Here is a 20,706-nt window from a genome sequence, read left to right as displayed (position 1 = left end):
CCCCTTACAGTTCAGGTTTTGCTTTATGATGATCTGTTGCTTGCTCGAAAGCGTGAGCCACGCGGTAAACCGTTCCTTCATCAAAGTGCTTGCCAATGATTTGCAGTCCTAACGGAAGACCGTTAGCAAATCCACAAGGCACACTGATTCCTGGAACGCCTGCAAGGTTCACAGGGATCGTTAAAATATCGTTCGCATACATCGTCAGTGGATCGCTTGTCTTTTCACCAATCTTAAATGCAGGAGTTGGTGTTGTTGGTCCTACAATGACATCATACTTTTCAAAAACATCTTCGAAGTCTTTTTTGATCAATGTACGGACTTTTTGCGCCTTTTTATAGTATGCATCATAATATCCTGAGCTAAGAGCGAATGTGCCAAGCATGATGCGGCGTTTCACTTCGTTTCCAAAGCCTTCAGAACGAGTATTTTTATATAAATCAATTAGGTTGTCTGCATTATCTGTACGGTAGCCATAACGGATGCCGTCAAAACGCGCAAGGTTTGCAGATGCTTCTGAAGAAGACAGTAAGTAGTAAGTCGCAAGCGCATATTTAGAATGCGGAAGAGACACTTCTTCCCATGTTGCACCAAGTCCTTCTAATACTTTTAATGCTTGAAGAACAGACTCTTTTGCTTCCTCGCCAACACCTTCTCCAAGGTATTCTTTTGGCACAGCAATTTTCATGCCTTTGATGTCTCCAGTTAATGAAGAAAGAAAATCTGGGACGTCGACATTTGCACTCGTTGCGTCCATTTGATCGACCCCAGCAATCGCTTGAAGAACATATGCGTTGTCCTCTACGTTACGCGTTATCGGTCCGATTTGATCTAATGAAGAAGCAAATGCGATTAAGCCGTATCTAGATACACGGCCATACGTCGGTTTCAGACCCACAACGCCGCAGAATGATGCCGGCTGGCGAATCGAACCGCCCGTATCTGATCCAAGTGAAAATGGTACTTCACCTGCTGCAACAGAAGCTGCTGAGCCACCACTTGATCCACCTGGAACAGTGTTTAAATTCCAAGGGTTTTTCGTTGCTTTGTAGCCTGAGTTCTCTGTAGAAGATCCCATTGCAAATTCGTCCATATTTAATTTACCGATTGTAACTGCTTCCGCATCTCTTAGACGATTGACAACCGTTGCATCATAAATAGGATCAAAGTTTTGCAGGATTTTACTAGATGCTGTTGTACGTAAATCCTTTGTGACGATGTTATCTTTCACACCGATTGGCATACCGAACAATAGACCAAGCTCGTCCTTTTCACCAACTGCCTCGTCCAATTCCTTTGCATACGCACGAGCTTTCTCTTCGTCCAGTGCAAGGAATGCTTGTACTTTCCCGTCTACTTCATTGATTCGTTTATAAGACTCGTCCACTAAATCAGAAACAGACAGTTCCTTTTTATGTAAAAGCTCTTTTAATTCAGAAATTTTGTGATCAAACAGTGACATGCCTCAGGCCTCCTTTAGTCCAAAATTGATGGCACACGAATATAGCCGTCTTTATGATCAGGCGCGTTTTTGATAACTGCCTCAATGGAAAGACCTTTATTCGGAACATCTTCTCTCATGACGTTTTTCATTTTTAATACGTGTGTTGTTGGTTCAACGTTTTCCGTATCTACCTCGTTTAACTGCTCTGCAAATGAAATGATGCTATCAAGCTGTTCAGTAAACATTTCAGCTTCTTCTTCTGTAATTGCAAGCCGTGCCAAATGCGCCACGTGCTTTACTTCTTCTATTGAAATTCTAGACATGCAGGTTCACCTCCAAAAATGATACGTGTTCGTGGTCATGATCATAAGTCATATACACTTTATCATATCAAATTTTACTGTTCTAAAGCAACTTTACGCAGGCTTGAGATGGTAGCCATTCACCCCAAACTAGAAACTATGAAAATAATTTGTATCAGAGGTTGAATATTTATCAGAAAATTTTTTCTTTTAAATGTTTTTGGTAGCGCTTACATATAGATTCCCATCAATCATTTACGCATTTTTTTATGTAAGAAAGAGGTTTAAGAAGGTTGATCAGCAGGGAATACTCTGTTAGGTTAAGTAACCATAGCAGTGAGCAGACAAACGAATTGGATGTTCTTGTATATTTTGAATGAGGTGATGTCAAATTAATACGAAAAAGGTGATATGGAAACATGAGTATTGAAATTGGAATTTCTCTATCTATTTATTTTATTGGAATGCTGGCCATTGGCTGGTATGCATTTAGAAAAACAAATGACTTGAATGATTATATGTTGGGCGGACGCGGGCTGGGTCCTTACGTGACAGCTCTATCTGCTGGTGCTTCAGATATGAGCGGCTGGATGCTCATGGGACTTCCAGGCGCGATGTATACAACAGGGCTTTCGTCAGGATGGCTTGCTGTTGGTTTGATTAGCGGGGCTTACTTGAATTATCTATTTTTAGCTCCTCGCTTACGATCGTATACTGAGGTTGCTGATGATGCGATCACCATTCCAGACTTTTTTGACAAACGATTTAGAGATTCTTCTACTTTATTAAAAGCTGTCTCGGCTGTCATTATTATGATTTTCTTTACACTGTACACCTCATCAGGTATGGTATCTGGCGGTCGTTTATTCGAATCTGCGTTTGGTGCCAATTATATGTTTGGTTTAATTTTAACCTCTAGTATCGTGATCTTATACACTTTATTCGGCGGCTTTTTGGCAGTTAGCTTAACTGATTTTGTTCAAGGAGCCATTATGTTTTTAGCATTAGTGCTCGTGCCGATCGTTGCCTTTACTCAATTAGGTGGCCCAATTGCCACGTATCAAGATATCCAACAAATTGATCCAAAATTGCTTGATATATTCAGAGGAACGAGCGTCATTGGCATTATTTCCTTCTTAGCATGGGGGCTTGGTTACTTTGGACAGCCACACATTATTGTTCGATTCATGGCCATTACGACTGTAAAAGATTTAAAACCAGCACGTCGTATCGGTATGAGCTGGATGATTGTGTCTGTTATTGGTTCACTGTCTGTTGGATTAGTCGGTGTCGCTTATGTACATGAGACTAGTACCACTTTAGCAGACCCAGAAACCATTTTTATTGTGTTTTCTAAGGTGTTATTCCATCCGTATATTACTGGATTTTTACTCTCTGCTATTTTAGCTGCGATTATGAGTTCGATTTCTTCACAGCTGCTTGTGACTGCAAGTGCAATGACAGAGGATTTATACCGGACTTTCTTTAGAAGAAAAGCGTCAGACAAAGAACTAGTAATGATTGGACGTATGTCTGTATTGGTCGTTGCCATTATCGCGCTTTGTCTTTCACTTAATCCAAGTGATACCATTCTTGACCTTGTTGGTTATGCTTGGGCAGGTTTTGGATCTTCATTTGGTCCAGTCATCCTTCTATGCCTATATTGGAAGCGAATGAACCATCACGGTGCACTAGCAGGAATGGTTGTTGGGGCAGTTGTAGTCTTAACATGGATTTCAACCGGCTTGAATAATACAACTGGCTTGTACGAAATGGTTCCAGGATTTATTTTAAGTGGTTTGACTGCCATCATTGTCAGCCTCTTGACCAACAAACCATCTAAAGCTTCTAAAAAGCTGTTTACCAAAATGGAAAATCATCTTGAAGAAGAATCAAAATAAAGAACATGAGGGGTCATCTGCCTTAAGCGGATGACTTTCTTTTTTAAATAAAATGCTTTTCTTTCTCCCATTTCTGAATAAAATAGAAGTTGTGCAGCCATATGGGCTGTGAGAAGATCATATACATGATGTGAAACGTACATGAAGTGAAGGAGCGATACGCATGTTTTGGACGATTGAATGGGATACAGTCTTAAAGTTAGCCGTGGCCACCTTAATCGGTTTGATTATTGGGCTCGAACGAGAGCTGAAGAAAAAGCCGCTCGGCTTAAAAACGTGTATTGTCATTGCTGTCAGCTCCTGCGTGTTAACCATCATCAGCATTGATGCAGCCTACAATTTCCCTCGAGTCTCTAGGCTTCAAATGGACCCACTCAGGTTACCGGCGCAAATTATATCTGGTGTTGGTTTTATTGGAGCAGGTGTGATTCTGCGAAAAAGCAATGATGTCATCTCAGGTCTTACGACTTCTGCGATGATCTGGGGAGCAGCAGGACTTGGGGTTGCAACAGGTGCAGGATTTTATAAAGAAGCCTTCCTCAGTCTTTTCTTTATTCTGGTTAGTGTCGAATTTCTACCGTGGCTCTTCCAGCGGATCGGACCGATTCGCTTACAGGAAAAAGAAATACGCATCAGAATGTCTCTTTCTGATCGAAACCGTATGACGGATATTTTAAAAGAAATGAAAGCCCTCAATATTCGCATTCATTCTGTTCGTATTGATGATTTAACAGAAAAGAACTATCCGATTATGGAAGTACGTGTACGCGTGCATAAAGATCGCTATACAACTGATGTGTATTTTGATATTAAAGATCTAGAAGGCGTCGTTGGCGTCAAGTGTGATACGGTATAAAAGGTGATGAGGCAAAAGTCTCATCACCTTTTTTTATGGGAAAAGGGGTTGAACCATCGCCTTCATTCAAATAAAATACAAATTATGAAATAAATGATAAAAGGGGATTTTTCATGGGCTCTATGGATCGTAAAAAACGTATTTATCTTATGAGTGGAATTCTAGTAGTACTCGTATTCGCTGCTTTATTGACCTCACATTATGTCACTCCCGTATCAACAAATGCAGCAGACAAGAAACAAACGAAAACACCAAAAAATATTATTTTTATCGTTGGCGATGGAATGGGGATGCCCGTGATCAAAGCCTACCGCACATTCAAGCAAGAAAAGCTTGGTTCTCCAAAAGCACAAACCGTCTGGGACCCGCATTTAGTCGGGATGCAGACCACACACCCAGATGATCCTCGAGATAATATTACCGACTCAGCTGCCGCAGCCACGGCCATGGCGACTGGAAAAAAGACATACAATGATGCCATCGCCGTCAACCAAGATAAAGAACCTCTTAGAAGTGTCGTTGAAGCAGCAAAGGAAGCACAAATGAAAACAGCCTTTGTTGTCTCATCTGACATCACCGATGCGACACCTGCCGCTTTTGGCACACATAACGTCTCCCGAAAAAACAAAGAACAAATTGCAGACCACTTTTTTGATGAGAAAATAGGTGGAGAGCACAAAGTTGATATCCTTCTAGGTGGCGGAATGCAATATTTTGACCGAAAAGACCGTGATCTTGTGAAAGAATTTAAGAAGAGCGGATATTCCATTCTAAGATCAAAAGATGATTTAACTTCCCAATCATCTTCGAAAATGCTCGGCTTATTCCAAGAGGACGAGCTGGATCGAGCCATCGATCGTCCAAAGCATGTGCCTACTTTAAAAGACATGACACTGGCAGCATTGACCCAATTAAATCAAGACAATTCGCATGGGTTTTTCATGCTGCTTGAAGGCAGTACCATTGATTCTGCTGGACATGAAAATGATGTGGTCGGCGCCATGAGTGAGATGGAGGATTTTGAGAAAGCAGTCCAAGCGGCTCTTCAATTCGCTAAAAAGGATCAAGAAACCCTCGTCGTCATCACAGCAGATCATGCGACTGGCGGCTTTTCGTTTGGTGCAGATGGCATGACAAGTGAAACCGGCTATAAATGGGACCCAGCACCCATTCTAGCTGCTAAGAAAACACCTGTGTATATGACAAAGAAAATCGCAGACGGCCAATCGGTACGTGATGTCCTTCACACCAATATTGATTTCTCACTCACAAAAAAGGAAATCTCACAGGTGGAAAAAGCGGCACAATCAGGGAAGGCCAGTACGATTCAACTCAGCATTCAACACATCTTTGATCAACGTTCTTTCTCAGGCTGGACAACCTTTGCTCATACAGGTGAGGATGTCCCTGTCTATGCATATGGACCTGGGAAAGTAGCATTTCAAGGCTGGATCGATAATACAAAGCAAGGAAAGAATCTGTTTCACATCATTGAATCACCGTCCACCTATCGCCCATAAAAAAACAATCCCCGCCTTATTACAGAGGCGGGGATTTTGAAGTTAAGATTGACTTAGCTTTGTAAAGTCAAACGTTGTAATCGGCGCTGCTTGCTCAATGTCGGAGCGGAAGCTAGCGAGCATGGCCTTCTCTTCTTCTCCGATGGTAGCCAAATCAAATGCTTGATGCAGCAAGCCATAGATCAGCACGTGACGTAAGCGAAGGAAGTCAGGAATGTAGGCAAGCCACTCATCCCCAAGCTCATTCTCCTCACGATAGCCTTTAAGGAATTGCTTCATAAAGTTTCCTGCAAAAGCTGCTTTGTCTTCGTATGGAATGACTGGGTACCACAACACATTGTATAGCAAAATGCTAATATCATTCATAAACCAATTGTACCCGATATCATCGAAATCAAAGGTCGTAATTTTGCCTTGATCCCAGTGGAAGTTTCCGTGATGAAGATCCGCATGAACCAATCCGTACGTATCCTGATTTTTCGGCAGCTTTGACAGCTTTTCCATCAACCGATCCGCTTGTTCGAACACAAGCGTCTGATCGGCTGGTACATACTTACGTAATTTAAGCTGCTCCTCTTCATCCCACTCTTGTCTTTTATATCGCGGGTCTGACAGCTGATAGCTTTTTGTCAGTTTATGCATGCGGCCTGTGTACTGTCCAAGCGCATAAAATAATTCATCATTCCAGTCTGCCTCTTCAACTTTATGACCTGGTGCTTTTTCATAGACTCGCAGCAAAAATGAACCACCTTGCCCATCGTCTACTTGCTCGATATCACGGCCATTTAATGAAGCAATTGGTTTTGCAACCGAAAGTCCGCCCTTCGCTAAGTGATGGAGCCATTCCATTTCACCTAAAATATAATCAGGTGATCTGCGGATGGTATGGGTAATTTTTAAAATGAAAGACTCTCCGTCTTTTTTAAGTTCATACACATAGTTTTCTGCATCTGCGATAAAGTGGATGTCACTTCGCTGGACTCCGTATAAATGAGTGGCCTCATCTAAAATTTTTGATTCTTCATATATGGCTTTTACATCTTTATGCATGCTGATTCTCCCTCTTCATATATTTTGCTAATTCTCGAATGGTGTGTTTTTCAGCAAAATTCAAATCATCAACATACCAACCCTTCTTTTCAATCTCTACTTCCATTTTGACAGCAAGTAAAGAATTTCCTCCCAAATCGAAAAAGTCGTTGTCAATTCCTACTTTTTCCACATGAAGAATGTCACACCAAATCTCAAGAAGCAATGCCTCGCGTTCATTAGTGGGCTGTGCGTAAAGTCCTTGATCCTGCGTTAGTTCTGTCTTTAATAATGATCGCAGACCTTCTTGATCATGTACCTTAAGGGCTTTTACATAACCGCTGTGCAGCGTTTGATCTGTTTGAACCGTTTCCCATGTGTAACCTCCAGAAGCTGAATGACTTACTGTCTCCACCTTTTGACCCTCTATTTCTTCAGCCGGGTGCTGACGAGGTGACAGGTGGTCAACAATCTGAATGTGATCACTTAGTGAACCGATTTCTTCCACTTGTATACGGTATGTTTGCTGCTCCTCAATCTCCTGCATCTTGTTTTCTTTCATAAATGACTTGAACAGCTCATTACGTCCAGTCGATGCAAATGTGAATTCAATAGCAGAAATCTGGTGCTGACGGCTATACTCAGCGAGCCATGTCAGACATTTTTGCTCAATCCCTTTCCCTAGCGCACGGCAGCTTAGCATCCATGCATCGATGATCAAGGTGTCGCCTGCATGATGAGCCAAGATCGCCCCTACAATTCCTTCATGACTGAAGCGATCCGCTGACTCAATAATCCAGCCCTGAACACGCTCATTTTCCAATCGCTCTCTTAGCTGCTGTTCATCAAAGCGCTGATCATTTAAGCGGAATTGGTTAATGCGGCTGCTCATTTGCGCCACGCGGGCAAGGTGCTTTTCTTCCCACTCTGTTACACTCATGTTCAAATTCAAATCTTGTAAAAATTGCTCCATAGACGGCGATTCTGCTTGCTCTTTTTGACGAGCTTTTTCAGCCTTGTAGCTCGTTGTTCGCCCTCTATCTTCATCTGTAATATCATAGCGGTCGAATGCCCAAGCATGCTGGGCGAATAATGGAATCGCTTTTTCATTGGCAGGTAACAGCAGTGTCATCACTTCAGGCAGCTCTTCATTCATACGCAAGCACTGAGCAGGATCATCGTCTAAGAAAATAAACTGAGATAATGAAAGATTCAGTGAATCTGCCATCTCTTTGAGATGTGCCGGTTTACTTTCCCAATTGATCCGCCAGTCGACAATATCGTCTTTTTGCAAGATCATATCTGGGTGGTTTTCAAACACGCGCCACACATCTTCTTCATTATTCCTGCTGCTTAAGACAAGCAAGAGACCTTCTTTTTGCTTTTGTTTTAAAAAGCGCTGAAGCATTTGATGTTCTGGCGTAATATCGATGCCTTCTATACCGTCTTCTGAAACGACACCTCTCCAAAGCGTGTGATCACAATCAATGGCTGCTACCTTAAATGGTGCGCCTTGCCATGCAATGAACTCACGTGCGACTTTTGTTCCGATGGCTCCACAAAAGACTTCTGTGAATGGGAGATGTGCGGCTTGCTCTCCTTTTGCATCAAAGATGTCATTCATCTGATATTGCTGCGCAAGCTGACGGCAATCAATCAATTGAACACCGTCTATCTCAGATAATTGAGTAATCCACTCTTGTTCCACATCTTGCAGCGTGTCTTTAAGAGCAGCACTTATCGGCAGAATCCCAACAAAATATAGGTTATGTTTCGTTTTTGATTTCAGAACGCTTGCAAGTTCTTCAGCATGCTCTGCAGCCTGTTTTTTCTTTTCTTCCAGTGAAAGATGAGCTGGGCCTGTAATATCCTCTAAACGAATGAGCAGAAGGTTCGCACCGTTTTTCTTCTGTGAGATAAGGCTGCGCTCATTTAATAATTCCTGATATACCTGCCCATACGGTGCAAATTGAACATCCAGCTGCACGTCAAACTGTTTGGTCCAGTACTGAATGTAAGGTGCGATCGGATCTGCTGTAAATGTCGAGCTGACCGTTAGTACGAGCGGTGCTTTTTCCTCTGCACGCTCCCTTTTCTCCTTTGCTGCCTGTTCTTCTTCCTGTGAAAGAACAGCGAAATCCTTGAGCAATTGATCAGGTGTTTGAACAGCCTGTTCGACCAAGTGCTCGAAGTGCTTGACGAACGCTTGCATTGTCTCATGTTTAAACAGTGCAAGATTGTATTGAAGGACGCACTTTAACTCACCTGTTACTTCTCTAACAACATCCATTTTCATATCGAGTTTGGAAATTCCCTTTGCAAACTCATGTGTTTCAAATGTTAGTCCATCGGCTTCGATTTTAATATTCGGATCGTACTCATTATGGTAAATGAGCATTGTATCAAAAAATGGATTGCGATGCGGTCTTGTTTTTGGATTCAGATGCTCGACCATTTGATCAAATGGGTACTCTTGATGGTCATACGCATCCAGCAGCACTTGCTTTGTCTGCGCCAGTTGATCTGTAAAGGTTGCGTCTTGTACCATGTCTAGTTTAATAGGCAGGAAGTTTGTGAACATGCCAATTGTATGCTCGATATCTGCATGACGTCTTCCAGCCACAAGTGACCCAACAATCAGCTTCTCTTGATCTGCATAACGTGAGAGCAGCAGTCCATAGAGCTGGAACAAGATGACGTTATTTGTCAGCTGATACTGTTCAGCAAGCTGTTCAATTTTCTCCACGATGTGCGGTTCAATGTTGAATTTGATCGCTCTTCCTAAGAAGGATTGTTCCTTCCGTTCAAAATCATATGGCATTGTCAAAGTTGGCACATTTGAGCCAATTTGCTGCTTCCAATAATCCTGCTGCTTTTGGAACATCTCGCTGCGGAAATATTTGTCTTGCCATTCTGCATAATCTTTATATTGAACAGTGAGTTCCGGCAAGGTTTCCCCTCGATAGAGCTCAGTAAATTCTTTAATAAAGATGTTCATGCTCGCTCCATCCGCCACAATATTATGCATATCGACTAATAAGAGGTGATCATGTGCTGCGATTTTCACAAAACGCACACGGATCAATGGTGCAGCCTTTAAGTCAAATGGACGAATGAATTCATCGATTTGTGCTTCTAATCCTTCTTCATCAGCCTCTGTCAATTCAACAGCAAACTGGAAGTCATCATGGACCCGCTGAACCGGTTCACCATCTTTTAATTCAAAGGTCGTTCGCAAGGTTTCGTGACGATCAATTAATTGCTTGAAGGTCTGCTCAAAGCGCTCGACGTCAATTTCCCCTTTACATCTTAGTGCCATCGGCATGTTGTATGAGGTCACTTGACCAATACGCTGATGAATGAGGAATGTCCGTCTTTGAGCAGCAGATAATGGATACGTGTCTTTCTTTTCGACTGGTTCAATCTTGAAATATTGATGCTTCTCAGCCTTCTCGATGAATGCTTGGAGCTTTTCAATCGTCGGATTGTTAAACATATCTGTGAGCGTTAGCTCTACACCAAACTCTTTGTGAATTTGAGAAATGAGACCGGTGGCATTTAACGAATGTCCCCCAAGCTCAAAGAAATGGTCGTCTCTTTCCACCTTTTCAATTCCTAAAATGTCTTTCCACATCCGCTGTAACGTTGCCTCAATGTCATTCGATGCGGCGGCATGGACTTGATTGTTTTCTTCTATTTCCTGTGTCTTGTTTTCCTTTGGCACCACCATTTGCACACCTGAAGATGAAGATAATGCGGCTGTATCTACCTTTTCAATCCAATATCGTTGTCGTTCAAACGGATAGGTTGGCAAGGATACTTTTTGATTTGATGTCTGATTTCGCAATCTTGTCCAGTCAACCGGCACCCCTTGAAGCCAGATGTCACCCAATCTTCCCAGCAGGTAGCGGTCGTCGGCTGCCTCTTCTTTTGGATGACGCATTAATGGAATCGGCTGCTGATGATGTTCCTTTGAAGCTTGGCGAATAAAGGCACTTAACGTATTCCCTGGCCCGACTTCAACGAAAATAGGATCAAGCTCCGTTAATAATGTCTCCGCTCCATCACGGAAACGAACTGCTTGCCGCAAATGATCAGCCCAATATGCCGGGTCTTGCACTGCTTCATGGTCAATCCATGTACCTGTGACGTTAGAAATATACGGGATAGACGGCGCATTCAATTGATACTCGGCGACCTTTTCTTTAAATGATGGCAAGATGTCATCCATCATTTTAGAATGGAAGGCATGAGAAGTGTGAAGCTTTCTACACCCATGTCCAGCAGCCTCCAGCTTCTCAGCAAGTGCATCAATGGCTGCGGTCTCACCTGACACTACGCACAATTCAGGACCATTTACTGCTGCAAGTGAAAGATCATCTGTTAAGTATGGCAGCACGTCCTGTTCACTCAAAGGAACGCTCAGCATAGAGCCTTTTGGAAGCTGGCTAATGAGCTGTCCGCGATAAGCCACAAGATCTACGGCATCTTCAACAGATAGTAAACCAGATACCGCAGCAGCCGTGTATTCTCCAATACTGTGGCCGATCAGTGCCTGCGGTTTGACGCCAAAATGAATCAGCAATTTAGCCAAAGCATATTCCACACTAAATAGAAGCGGCTGCGTGTATTCTGTTTGGTTGATCAGCTGACGATCATCACTTTCTTCTGTTGAAAATAAAAGACGAAATGGGTCAACTGAGACATGCTGTTTGAATTGATTCAAGCATTGATCCAGCGCTTCCTTAAAGACTGGATATTTGTCATAAAGCTGACGCCCCATGTCTACATACTGAGATCCTTGGCCTGGGAAAAGAAAGACGACTGGACGGCTCGATGTTTGGGAGCTGGCCGTCTTGACCACCTCTTTTGACCTTTGACTGAGCGCCTGCAGCATGTCAGCCGTGTTACTTCCAAGAATGACACGTTTATGCGGGAAATGATGGCGCCCTGTTTGCAGCGTATAGGCAACGTCACTTAGACGGACTTGCTGCTGATGCTGGAGTAAGTAGTCCGCAAGACGATCCGTCATTTTTTCAAGAGCTGCTGGTGTTTTGGCAGATAATAAAAGAAGTTCACTCTCCTCAGGGCTATCTGTTGCTACACGTGCAGCAGGTGCTTCTTCTAAAATGACATGAGCATTTGTTCCACCTATCCCAAATGAGCTTACACCTGCCCGGCGAGGAGATTCTTGCGTGCTCCATGGCGTCAAATCTGTGTTTACAACAAAAGGCGAATCGGCAAACTCAATTTTTTCATTTGGTGTTTCAAAATGAATGGTCGGCGGAATCACTTGATGCTTTAAGCTTAAAACGGTTTTAATAAAGCCCGCGACACCTGATGCATCATTCAAATGACCAACATTCGATTTGACAGACCCAATGCGGCAAAAGCCTTTTTTATCTGTATCAAATGCTTGCTTGAGCGCTTCAATTTCGATCGGATCTCCGAGGGTTGTCCCGGTTCCATGTGCTTCAATGTACGAAATGGTTTCAGGTTCCACCTCAGCCATTCGAAGTGCTGTCTTAATCGCTGAAACTTGACCTTTCGTACTTGGTGCTGTATATCCTACTTTTCTATTTCCGTCATTATTAATAGATGATCCTTTAATGACAGCATAAATGTGATCGCCGTCTTCAATGGCATCCTCTAAATTTTTTAAAATAACAGCACCTGCACCATCACCAAAAACGGTTCCATCGGCTTTGTTATCAAAGACGCGGCAATGTCCGTCAGATGAATGGATCATGCCTTCTTGATACAGATAGCCCGATTTTTGCGGCAGGCGAATGGACACGCCGCCTGCAACTGCCATATGACAGTCGCCGCTTAATAAAGCCTGAACGGCTAAATGAATCGATACCATCGAGGTCGAGCAGGCGGTTTGTACCACCATACTCGGTCCCTTCAGATTTAATTTATATGAAATCATCGTCGCTAAATAATCACGCATATTCAGAACGGCAGCTTCCAGTGTTTTCGAATCTTCACCTTGTGCCGCCCCTTGAAGTGCTCTCATGACCCATTCTGTATTGATCCCTGCACCTGTATAAAGACCGATTTGCCCTTTATATTCAAACGGATCGTACCCAGCGTCTTCAAGCGCCGTCCAAACACATTCATGAAACAGTCTAAACTGCGGGTCCATCATAGCCGCTTCCTTTGGTGTATAGTCAAAGAAATCTGCATCAAATAAATCCACATCATCTAGCATTCCTTTTGCTTTAACAAAACGGGGGTTTTTTAATAAAGCTTCATCTGTACCTTCACGCCGTAATTCTTCCTCTGTAAAAAAAGAAATTGTTTCTTTTCCCTTTTTCAGATTCTCCCAGTACTCATCTACATTTTTGGCCCCTGGAAAACGACCTGCAAGACCGATAACAGCAATTTCTGCGCCATGATAGTGATTCGTTGTATCATTCATTCTCGATTCCGCCTCTCAATCTTTTATTCCGTTGCTGTTTAAAACGAGCTCTTCGATCACCTGAAGTGACGACGGCTAGTTCTTCTTCCATCGCTTCTTCCTTCGATTCCTCAGAAGGCTGGATATATTTCGCAAGCTCTGCAACAGAAGGGTACGTAAACAAGGTCACAACCGCTTCATTTGTTTGAAGTGCTTGATTTAACCGATTGGTGACTTGAACAATATCCAGCGAGCTTGCGCCGAGATCAAAGAAATTGTCGTGAATGCCCACTTGTTCCATGCCCATAAAATCCTGCCATACTTGACAGATCGCTTTTTCAGTTTCATTTCGAGGCGCCACATATGGATTGCCCAGCTCTGGTCTTTCGTGCTTAGACACTTCATATGAATCCTCATCTGGTGCGGTCTTAGACTCTAGTGACAGCCATTGATCTATCCGTTCATCAAGATTTCCTGTGGACACAAGCATGTGTCGATTCTGCCGGTTAGACAGAACATACTGGAACAGCTCAGCACCCTCTTCTGGTAAAATCGCAAGCTCATTGATCGATTCACCAATTGTGGATTCTAGCTCACCCCAGAAATTCCATGCATCCCAGTTCACACACATCCACGGGGTTTGACTATGTTGATTAAGTCTAGCTGCAAATGCATCCATATATAAGTTAGCCGCTGAGTAAGCAGAGAATCCTAAGCCCCCAAGCAATGCACTAATGGAAGAAAAGAGAAGACAAAAGTCTGCTTGTTCTTGTTCCAGCAGCTGCTCTAGCACATCAAGCCCTTTCACCTTTGATTGGAATTGATCCTCTCCCTGCGCCAGTGTAGAAGGGATATCTTTGATTGCACGGAAGGATGTACTTCCTGGTAATCCTGCTGCATGGAATACACCATGAACGCCGCCATGCTTTTTGCGAATGGCATCAAATACACGTTTCATCTGATCAAGATCTCCTGCATTCGCCTGCACCGCTTCTACTGTTGCCCCTAATCGTTCGAGCTCAAGCACCTTTTCAATTCTCGTGCGTTGCGCTTCATCGGCATTTGCTTGTTGAACATATGACGCCCATTCATTTCTTGGCGGCAATGCCGTTCTTCCAGTTAAATAAAGATGTACATTTCCTTCCTTCGCCAGCATCTTTGACAGAACAAATCCGATACCACCTAAACCCCCTGTAATCAGATACACACCATTTGGCCTGATCATCTTCGGAAGTCCATCTTCTTTTTGTAGCGGCAAATGCTTGTAGCTCTCTACCCAGCGCTTTCGATGACGATACGCCACAAGCTGGTCCTTTCCAGGCTGCATGATTTCCTGCAAAATAAGATCGACAAGGACTTGTTCCTTCCAAGACATGACTTCTGGCACGTCTTCCACATCGATATTCCAGCACTTAATATGATGGTATTCCTGTGAAATGACTTTACATGGTCCAAGCATTGCACTTTTCTCTGCACATATCGTCTCATTGCCTGTGACTGGCTGAATTCCGCTAGTGATCGTAAACAGACGGCATTCTCGAATATTTTTTTGGGCAGCAATCGCTTGAGATAAGAAAATTAAACTGTAATAGCCTTTTTCAATGTGCGCCTGAAAAGCAGCTTGACGATTCGAGTTGTCATCTTCTTTCGCAGCTTCCCATAAATGCAGAATCCGCTGGATATTGATGCCTCTATTAGACAATGAATCTAGCATATTTCGGTAGTGCTGGCCTTCTGCCGGATTGATCGTAAACGAATCATCTTGCACTTGATAAGCTTCACCCTTTGTGACAGAAATGACCTTGATCCCTTTTTGCTTAAATGAATGGGTAAACAGTTCATGAAAAGCATCCTGTTCCCTGAAAATGAGCCACGTTTGTTCTTCTGTTTCTTTTTCGAAAACTGGTTTTAGCGGCTGCTGTTCCCATGAAGGCAGGTAGAACCATTCTTCCATCTCTTTCTTCTTCGTTTCCTTAGGGGCGGATAGCTGCGGAGACGCGGACTTTCCTGCTTCAATCCAATATCGTTTCCGCTCAAATGGATAGGTCGGCAGCGATACGAGCTGACGTTCCTCTTGAGTTGGATGTTGCTGCGCTTTGACCTCGTAGCCCCCTGCCCATAGCTCTCCTATTCTCTTTAAGAAATATGCATGGTCATCCGCTTGTTCTCTCGTATGCCTCACCATATTCAGGACATCATGATGTGACTCTTTGTTTTCATGACGTTTCGCTAATGCCGTCAAGCTGTTTCCAGGTCCAACTTCAATGAGTGCTCGTACTTCATCGGTTAACAGCTGAGATAGACCTTCATGAAAACGAACGGTTCCACGCAGGTGGTTCGTCCAATAAGATGCTGTCATCACATCTTCTCTTGTCGCCCATGTGCCTGTGACATTCGATATAAACGGAATCACCGGCTCTTGCAATTCTACTTTTTCTACGATTTGTTGAAACGCCTCAAGCATTGGCTCCATCATGTAGGAATGAAAGGCATGAGAAGTATGGAGCTGTCTTGTGATAATTCCTTTGTCTTGCAGTTTCTTTTCAAATGCAGCGATATGCTCTTCTCTTCCAGAAACGACACAAAGGTCTTTTGCATTGACAGCAGCAACAGAAAGCGATTCATCGATCATCGAGACGAGTTCCGCCTCTGGTAATTGCACACTAAGCATCGCGCCTTTTTCCATGTCTTGCATTAATCTTCCTCTTGCCATCACGAGTGTTAATGCAGACTCGAGAGAAAAGACACCTGACAAACAAGCGGCAACGTATTCGCCGATACTGTGTCCAATCATTGATTCTGGCTCAACACCGCTATGTTGAAGCAATTTGGCTAATGCATACTCAAATATAAAGAGGAGCGGCTGGGCATTTGACGTTTTTGTGATGTCTTCGTTCGTTTCATCCTCGGAAAAAACAATGCCCTTTAAATCCACTTGCTCCGTTTCCATTACATAATTAAAACATCTATCTACTTCCCATTTGAACACTGGCTCTGCATCATATAACCCGCGCATCATACCAGCATACTGAGCGCCTTGACCTGAAAACATAAAGGTTGCTTTGCGCCATTTTTGGCTTCGGAACACACTCGTTTCAAGCTGTTTCTGCTGCATCCATTCATTAGCAGACGCGAGTACGATCGCTTTTCGGTATGGAAACTGCTTTCTGCCATACCGCAATGTATAAGCAATATCTTCAAGCGGGACTTGAGGATGCTGGATCACATACTGCTTTAATTGCTCTGTCATTTTCGCTAAAGCAGTATCTGTTTTAGCAGATAAGACGAGCAGCTGCTTTTGGGTAGAAGCTGGTTTTTGCTTCGCCTGTATGCCCTCTTCTATGATCATATGAGCGTTCGTTCCGCCGATACCAAAAGAGCTGACTCCCGCTCTTCTCGGACCATCTGCTTCCTTCCAATACAACGCCTTTTGATTCACATAAAACGGTGTATCTTTGAAAGGAATTTCCTGATTGGGTGATTCATAATGAATGGTTGGCGGGATCGTTTTATGCTGGAGAGCCAAAATGGCTTTAAACAGACCTGCAATCCCTGCCGCACTATTTAAGTGTCCGACATTACTTTTCACAGAACCGATCGGAATCGTCAGCGGTTCTGTCCCTTTGAACACTTGGCTAAGAGCGGATACCTCAATTGGATCTCCCATTTTTGTCCCCGTACCGTGAGCTTCTATATAACCGATAGACGCGGGATCGATACCTGATTTTTCATACGTTTCTTTTAAAACCTCTGCTTGTCCTTCCACACTCGGAGCGGTAAAACCAGCTTTTCGGCTGCCATCATTGTTCACACCAACCCCTTTGATGACCGCATGAATCGGGTTGCCGTCTCTCATCGCATCTTCATAACGTTTTAATAGAACAATCCCCGCTCCATCTCCAAAAATGGTTCCGCTCGCCTCTTGGTCAAATGGACGGCAATGTCCATCTTTTGATTGAATCATCCCATCTTGATAGATGTAGCCGATATTTTCTGGAGAACTGACCGTCACACCGCCAGCCAGTGCGGCATCACATTCTTGATTCAATAATGCTTGACAGGCCATGCCTATGTTGACAAGTGAGGTCGAACAAGCTGTCTGCATGGTCACACTAGGCCCGTGCAAATTCAATTTATAAGAAAGCTGCGTACTAAAAAACTCACGATCATTTAACAGCATGGCGCTGAACTGCTCAGTTGCTTCCATTTGATGGGCAAAGCGCGTCAGCCACTCATGGTTTGGACTCGTTCCTGTATAAACGCCAATTTTCCCTGCCATTCGATCGGGGTCACAGCCAGCATCCTCCAGCGCTTCCCAAGCACATTCATGCAAGAGCCTGAACTGCGGATCCATTAGCTCTGCCTCTCTAGCAGAATAGTTAAAGAAGTCTGCATCAAAGCCTTCGATCTCTTGTAAACGACCTTTTGCTCCAATGAAATTCGGATGCTGGTAGACAGACGCATCCAGCCCTGCTTTCTTGAGCTCTTCTTCTGTGAAAAAGTGAATCATTTCCTCGCCATTCACAAGACGCTGCCAAAAGTCTTCTAGCGATGAAGCTCCTGGGAATCTTCCAGCCATTCCGACAATCGCAATATCCGTATGCTCCTGGGACGTGTTTTTTACTGGGCGAGAAGCAGGCGTTTGAACCTGTTCTGACTGTTCTTCAAATAAATATTCAGCAAGACTTGCCACTGTCGCAAACCGATACAATTGCACAGTGTCAATTTGCTTGTCCACGTGCTCAGATATTTTCGCTGCAAGCTGAGAAATATCAAGGGATGTCGCACCAAATTCAAAAAATGGCGATTCATCATCCATTTGATCAAACCCAAAATGAGTTTGCACAATGTCGTGAATCTCTTTTTGTAAAGAAGCGAGTGAAGCAAAGACACGCTGTTCATTCTGCGGCTTTTGCGGTTCAATGGCTGCCATCGTATTTGTTTGTGCAGAGAAATCGGTTTTATGAAATGGGTACCCAGGCAGCGGAATACGCTGCCTGTTCTTCTCATCTGTTAAAGGGAAGGCTAAGCCGACTCCTATTTCCCAAAGAACACCTGCGATTTGAAGCATGTCTCCATCAAGTGGTTCGGTTGTTTTTTCTGCTCCCTTTTCAAATACAATCCCTTGTTTCATTGAAAGGTCAATGATCAAAGCTGGTGATTCTTGCTCAATCATTGGTGATTTTACAGGCTGATCCATATTAAGAAGACCTTTTGCAGACGATGGGTCGAAAGTGATTAGTTCCTCCCCGGTTTGCTGCAAGTAAACAGGCTGCTTTAGTGTCCTCTGAGGCAGGGAAGCCAGCCTTTGATTAACCATCTCGGTGTCATGAAGATGATACACAATAGATACCACATCATTTAGCTCAAGGCCGCCTGCTGCATATAAAGCTGTCCAGACTCCGCTGCCTTCTCCAATCCAGCCATCTGGTTCAACTCCGATTGATCTTAGCATGTTAGCAAAAGCCGATGTCATGATCAGCATCGCCACTTCTGATTGACGGCTTTGTTTAGGATGGAACAGCTCATCTTTTTTGATAGGTACAGCGGATTGGACGAGGCTTACGATTCGATCCACTTCTGTTTTGAAAGAAGGATCTTTCTCATACAGCTCGATGTAATCACGTAAACCTGACTCATGGTACCCCTTCAGCTTCATGTTGATCCGTTTATAAAGATGACTTTCTCTGCCTGCTGTCTCTTCATTCAGCAATTGCAGCTCCGCTAATAACTCTTCCCGCGTGGAACAGACAAACGCTTTTCGATATTTGAAAGCCTTTCTTCCACTTTGTAAGGTATAAGCTGCTTCACCAAGTGAGAGATCAGGATGTGAGGAGACATATTCCTTTAAGTTTTTTGTCATGTTCTTCAGATCATGCATTGATCTAGCTGAGAGCACAATTAATTCTTTGGACGAGGCCTTGCTGTTTGTTTTTCTCGGCTGTGCCTCTTCTAAGATGACATGAGCATTTGCTCCCCCTATACCAAAGGCACTGACTCCAGCTCTCCTTGGCAATTGAGATGTCTTCCACTCCTCTTTGTCTGTCCCAACATAAAATGGGGTTTGATCAAAAGAAATACGGTGATTCGGCTTCTCAAAGTGCGGCATCGGGGCAAATTGACGATGATGCAGCATCATGACTGTTTTGATAAAACCAGCTACGCCGCTTGCGGCATCTAAATGCCCAATATTGGCTTTGACTGATCCAATTCGGCAATAGCCTTGTTGATCTGTTTGAAAAGCACGAGTAAGCGCCTCAATCTCAATCGGATCTCCAACAGGCGTACCCGTTCCATGTGCTTCGATATAAGAAATCGTCTCTGGTTCTGTCTCAGCCATTTCTAACGCAGATTCAATAACACTTGCCTGTCCACTCACACTTGGGGCTGTATAGCCGACTTTATTACTTCCATCATTGTTCGTTGCAGATCCTTTTACGACAGCATAAATAAAATCTCCATCTTCTATCGCATCTTTTAATCGTTTTAGTGCAACAACGCCTGCACCTTCACCAAAAACGGTTCCTTTTGCTTTTTCATCAAACGGACGGCAATGACCATCAGGAGAATAAATCATTCCTTCTTGGTATTGATAGCCTGTGATTTGCGGCTGATGGAGTGTGACACCTCCTGCTAAAGCAAGGTCACATTCACCGCCGATTAATCCTTGGCAGGCCATATGGATCGCAACAAGCGATGTGGAGCAAGCCGTTTGCACCGATACGCTTGGACCTTTTAGATTTAATTTATAGGCAATTCGAGAAGCAAAGGATGGGTCATTGAGATGCATGATTTGAAACACATCTTCGTTCTTTGCAAGTGACGACATATGCTGCCCCATCCACGATAGATTGCTAGATGCCCCGGCATAAAGACCAATTAAACCTTCGTATTGCTCAGGTTCATAGCCTGCATCCTCAAGCGCATGCCATGTGCATTCATGCATCAATCGAATTTGCGGGTCCATAATCGATGCCTCTCGCGGAGAGTAGCCAAAAAAGTCTGCATCAAATGATGATGCCTGTTTTAAATATGGCTTTGCCTTGACATAATCAGAACGTTTTAGCAGCGTCTCATCTACACCCGCTGCCTTTAATTCTTCATCAGTGAAAAACGTAACGGATTCTTTCCCTTGCGACACATTTTCCCAAAACGCTTGCACATTCGGTGCCCCAGGAAATGTACCTGCTAATCCTACAACTGCAATTTCAAGTCCAGATTCGCTCCATTGCTCTTGATCAGACATACGCT

The 20,706-nt window shown here is 43.6% G+C and carries 8 protein-coding genes; 3 read left to right on the top strand and 5 right to left on the bottom strand.

Going from position 1 to position 20,706, the window contains the following annotated elements:
- Positions 1–4: 4 nt before the first annotated feature.
- Positions 5–1,462 (bottom strand): Asp-tRNA(Asn)/Glu-tRNA(Gln) amidotransferase subunit GatA, encoded by a 1,458-nt coding sequence (gene gatA / locus SB660_RS11690; protein WP_050945742.1) that lies wholly within the window; start codon positions 1,460–1,462, stop codon positions 5–7.
- 14 nt (positions 1,463–1,476) lie between these two features.
- On the bottom strand, positions 1,477–1,767 hold the full coding sequence (gene gatC / locus SB660_RS11685) for an Asp-tRNA(Asn)/Glu-tRNA(Gln) amidotransferase subunit GatC (protein WP_003213898.1): 291 nt from the start codon (positions 1,765–1,767) through the stop codon (positions 1,477–1,479).
- A gap of 398 nt (positions 1,768–2,165) precedes the next feature.
- On the opposite strand from gatC, the gene putP reads away from it, so the two are divergent.
- The 3 genes from putP to SB660_RS11670 all read left to right on the top strand — a co-directional run bounded on the left by putP (position 2,166) and on the right by SB660_RS11670 (position 6,023).
- Positions 2,166–3,647 (top strand): sodium/proline symporter PutP, encoded by a 1,482-nt coding sequence (putP, locus tag SB660_RS11680; protein ID WP_339165154.1) that lies wholly within the window; start codon positions 2,166–2,168, stop codon positions 3,645–3,647.
- A 163-nt stretch (positions 3,648–3,810) separates the two neighbouring features.
- A complete protein-coding gene (locus SB660_RS11675; protein ID WP_050945740.1) occupies positions 3,811–4,503 on the top strand; it encodes an MgtC/SapB family protein in 693 nt (230 codons plus the stop codon).
- 113 nt (positions 4,504–4,616) lie between these two features.
- A complete protein-coding gene (locus tag SB660_RS11670; protein ID WP_339165152.1) occupies positions 4,617–6,023 on the top strand; it encodes an alkaline phosphatase in 1,407 nt (468 codons plus the stop codon).
- 42 nt (positions 6,024–6,065) lie between these two features.
- Here SB660_RS11670 and SB660_RS11665 read toward each other — a convergent pair whose 3' ends face one another.
- Genes SB660_RS11665 through SB660_RS11655 form a run of 3 tightly spaced genes read right to left on the bottom strand, consistent with a single transcriptional unit; the run spans position 6,066 to position 20,701 of the window.
- Complete coding sequence (locus SB660_RS11665; RefSeq protein ID WP_061407032.1) at positions 6,066–7,073, bottom strand: phosphotransferase enzyme family protein; 1,008 nt, start codon at positions 7,071–7,073, stop codon at positions 6,066–6,068.
- Entirely contained in the window at positions 7,066–13,476 is a 6,411-nt protein-coding gene (locus SB660_RS11660) for an HAD-IIIC family phosphatase (protein WP_410582664.1), read from the bottom strand. Before SB660_RS11660 ends, SB660_RS11665 begins: the two co-directional genes overlap by 8 nt.
- Positions 13,469–20,701, bottom strand: coding sequence for an SDR family NAD(P)-dependent oxidoreductase (locus SB660_RS11655; protein ID WP_410582662.1), 7,233 nt, complete (start codon positions 20,699–20,701; stop codon positions 13,469–13,471). Before SB660_RS11655 ends, SB660_RS11660 begins: the two co-directional genes overlap by 8 nt.
- Positions 20,702–20,706 lie beyond the last annotated feature (5 nt).

The organism is Bacillus sp. SIMBA_005 (assembly GCF_046535585.1).
Taxonomy (GTDB): domain Bacteria; phylum Bacillota; class Bacilli; order Bacillales; family Bacillaceae; genus Bacillus; species Bacillus pumilus.
This window is presented reverse-complemented; position numbering and strand designations above follow the sequence as displayed.